Origin of the sequence: Rubrimonas cliftonensis (assembly GCF_900107585.1) — a bacterium.
GTDB classification, from domain to species: Bacteria; Pseudomonadota; Alphaproteobacteria; order Rhodobacterales; family Rhodobacteraceae; genus Rubrimonas; species Rubrimonas cliftonensis.
Genome location: NZ_FNQM01000073.1, coordinates 1 through 2,499 on the forward strand (window position 1 = coordinate 1; position 2,499 = coordinate 2,499).

A 2,499-nucleotide genomic window follows, 5' to 3' on the forward strand; every position below is an offset into this window, starting at 1 on the left:
CGTCTTCCGTGCTGAGGCGGCTTGATCGTACCTGTCCTTATGGGCGCCCATACGGACAGTTGCGTTTCTCGGCTTGAGGTTGTGGAGGTCGGCCGTCGTCGGCGGTGGAGCGACGCCGAGAAGCTGAGGATCGTGGCTGAGAGCATGGCCGGTCGGCGGCAGGTTTCGGCCACCGCGCGGCGGCATGGGATATCGCGCTCGCAGTTGGTCACCTGGCGCGACCTGGCGCGGGAAGGCCGGCTCATCGACGGGAGCGACGCCGCGCCTTGCGACGCGCCGACATTCACCCCGGTGGTGCTGGCGGCGGACCCGCCAGCGACGTCGGGCGCCGACGCTCGCATCGAGATCGTCCTGTGCAACGGCCGGCGGCTCTTGGTTGGCGCAGACGTCGATGCCGTGGCGGTCGCGCGGCTGGTCGACGCGCTGGACCGGCGATGATCGCGTTTGCGCCGGGCGCGCGGGTGTGGCTGGCGGGCGGCGTGACCGACATGCGCCGCGGCATGCCGGGCCTGGCGCTGATGGTTCAGCAGGGCCTGAAGCGCGACCCGCACGCGGGCGACGTCTTTGTCTTCCGCGGGCGTGGCGGATCGCTTTTGAAGGTTCTCTGGCACGACGGGGTCGGCATGTCGCTCTACGCCAAGCGGCTGGAGAAAGGACGCTTCATCTGGCCGACGCCGGCCGACGGCGCGGTGGCGGTGTCGGCGGCGCAGTTGGGCTACCTCCTGGACGGGATCGACTGGCGCAACCCGCGCCACACCTGGCGGCCGCAGGCGGCGGGATAATCGCCGGGCGGGACGCCGATTTCGCTCCAACCCCATGACTCCATGCGGTAAACTCCGTCCCATGACGGACGCCGCCGCCCAGATCGAAGCCCTGCGCGCGGCCTTGGCGAAGGCCGAGGCGCGCGCGGACGCCAACGCGGCGGACGCCGCCCGCGCCAAGGCGATCCTGTCGGGCAGCGAGGCGCTGATCGCCCATCTGCGGCTCGAGATCGAGAAGCTCCGGCGCGAGCTCTACGGCCAGCGCTCCGAGCGCAAGCAGCGCCTGCTCGAGCAGATGGAGCTGCAGCTTGAAGAGATGGAGGCGAGCGCCTCCGAGGATGAGGCGCTCGCCGAAGCCGCCGCGGCGAAGGCGAAGGTCGAGGTCGCCGGCTTCACGCGCGCCAAGCCGGTCCGCAAACCGTTTCCCGAGCACCTGCCGCGCGAACGCGTCGTGATCGAGGCGCCCTGCGCCTGCGCCGCCTGCGGCTCGAGCCGGCTGGCGAAGATGGGCGAGGACGTCACCGAAACGCTGGAGGTGATCCCTCGCCAGTGGAAGGTGATCCAGACGGTGCGGGAGAAGTTCACCTGCCGCGACTGCGAGCGCATCAGCCAGCCGTCGGCGCCGTTCCACCCCACGCCGCGCGGTTGGGCCGGCCCCAGCCTGCTCGCGATGATCGCCTTCGAGAAATACGGCCAGCATCAGCCGCTGAACCGCCAGGCCGAGCGCTACGCACGTGAAGGCGTAGAGCTCAGCCTCTCGACGCTCGCCGACCAGATCGGCGCGATCGCCGCCGCGCTGGCGCCGCTGCACGCGCTGATCGCGGCGCATGTCATGGCGGCCGAGCGCCTCCACGCAGACGACACCACCGTGCCGCTACTGGCCAAGGGCAAGACCGAGATCGCGCGGCTGTGGGTGTACGGGCGCGACGACAGGCCGTTCGGCGGGCCGGCGCCGCCGGCGGCGCTGTTCCACTTCTCGCGCGACCGCCGCGGCCAGCATCCCCAGGCACATCTCGCAAAGTGGTCGGGCGTGCTGCAGGCCGACGCCTATGCCGGCTTCAACGCCTTGTTCGGCGCAACGCGCGCGCAGGGACAAATCCTGCCGGCGCTATGCTGGAGCCATGCGCGCCGCAAGTTCTTCGAACTGGCCGATATCGCCGCCAACGCCCGGCGCGGCGGCAAGGCGCCGCCGATCTCGCCGTTGGCGCTTGAGGCCGTGACCCGCATCGACGCCGTCTTCGACATCGAACGCACGATCAACGGCCTGCCCGCCGACCAGCGCCTCGCCGTCCGCCGGGCGGAGGTCGCGCCGCTCGTCGCCGCCCTGCGCGACTGGATGATGACCGAGCGCGCCCGACTGTCGAAGCACGCCCCTGTCGCCAAGGCCATGGACTACATGCTCACCCGCTTGGACGGCTTCACCGCGTTCCTGAGAGACGGACGGATCTGCCTCACGAACAATTCGGCCGAGCGGTCGCTGCGCGGCGTGGCCCTCGGACGCAAGGCGTGGCTCTTCGCCGGTTCCGAACGCGGCGGCGATCGCGCCGCCTTCTTCTACACCCTGATCGTCACCGCCAAGCTCAACGACGTCGATCCACAGGCCTGGCTCGCAGACGTCCTCGCCCGCATCGCCAGCACGCCAATGTCGAAGCTCGACGAGTTGCTGCCTTGGAACTGGGCCGCCAAACAAAGCCCCTCCGTCAAGGCTGCTTAGCCGCGGCCCTCAACGGAGGGGTAC

The 2,499-nt window shown here is 70.4% G+C and carries 3 protein-coding genes; all 3 read left to right on the forward strand.

Annotated features, from left to right (window positions below):
* The first annotated feature begins 39 nt into the window (after window positions 1-39).
* The 3 genes from tnpA (at window position 40) to tnpC (ending at window position 2,475) form a co-directional block, all read left to right on the forward strand.
* A complete protein-coding gene (tnpA, locus tag BLW43_RS22540; RefSeq protein WP_093257176.1) occupies window positions 40-438 on the forward strand; it encodes an IS66-like element accessory protein TnpA in 399 nt (132 codons plus the stop codon).
* Window positions 435-782: an IS66 family insertion sequence element accessory protein TnpB gene (gene tnpB, locus BLW43_RS22545; RefSeq protein WP_093257178.1), complete on the forward strand. Its 348-nt coding sequence runs from the start codon at window positions 435-437 to the stop codon at window positions 780-782. The genes tnpA and tnpB overlap by 4 nt, the downstream gene beginning before the upstream one ends.
* Before the next feature lie 61 nt (window positions 783-843).
* Window positions 844-2,475 carry an IS66 family transposase gene (tnpC, locus tag BLW43_RS22550; RefSeq protein ID WP_093257180.1) on the forward strand — a complete coding sequence of 544 codons (1,632 nt, stop codon included), beginning with the start codon at window positions 844-846 and terminating at the stop codon, window positions 2,473-2,475.
* The last annotated feature ends 24 nt before the right edge of the window (window positions 2,476-2,499 follow it).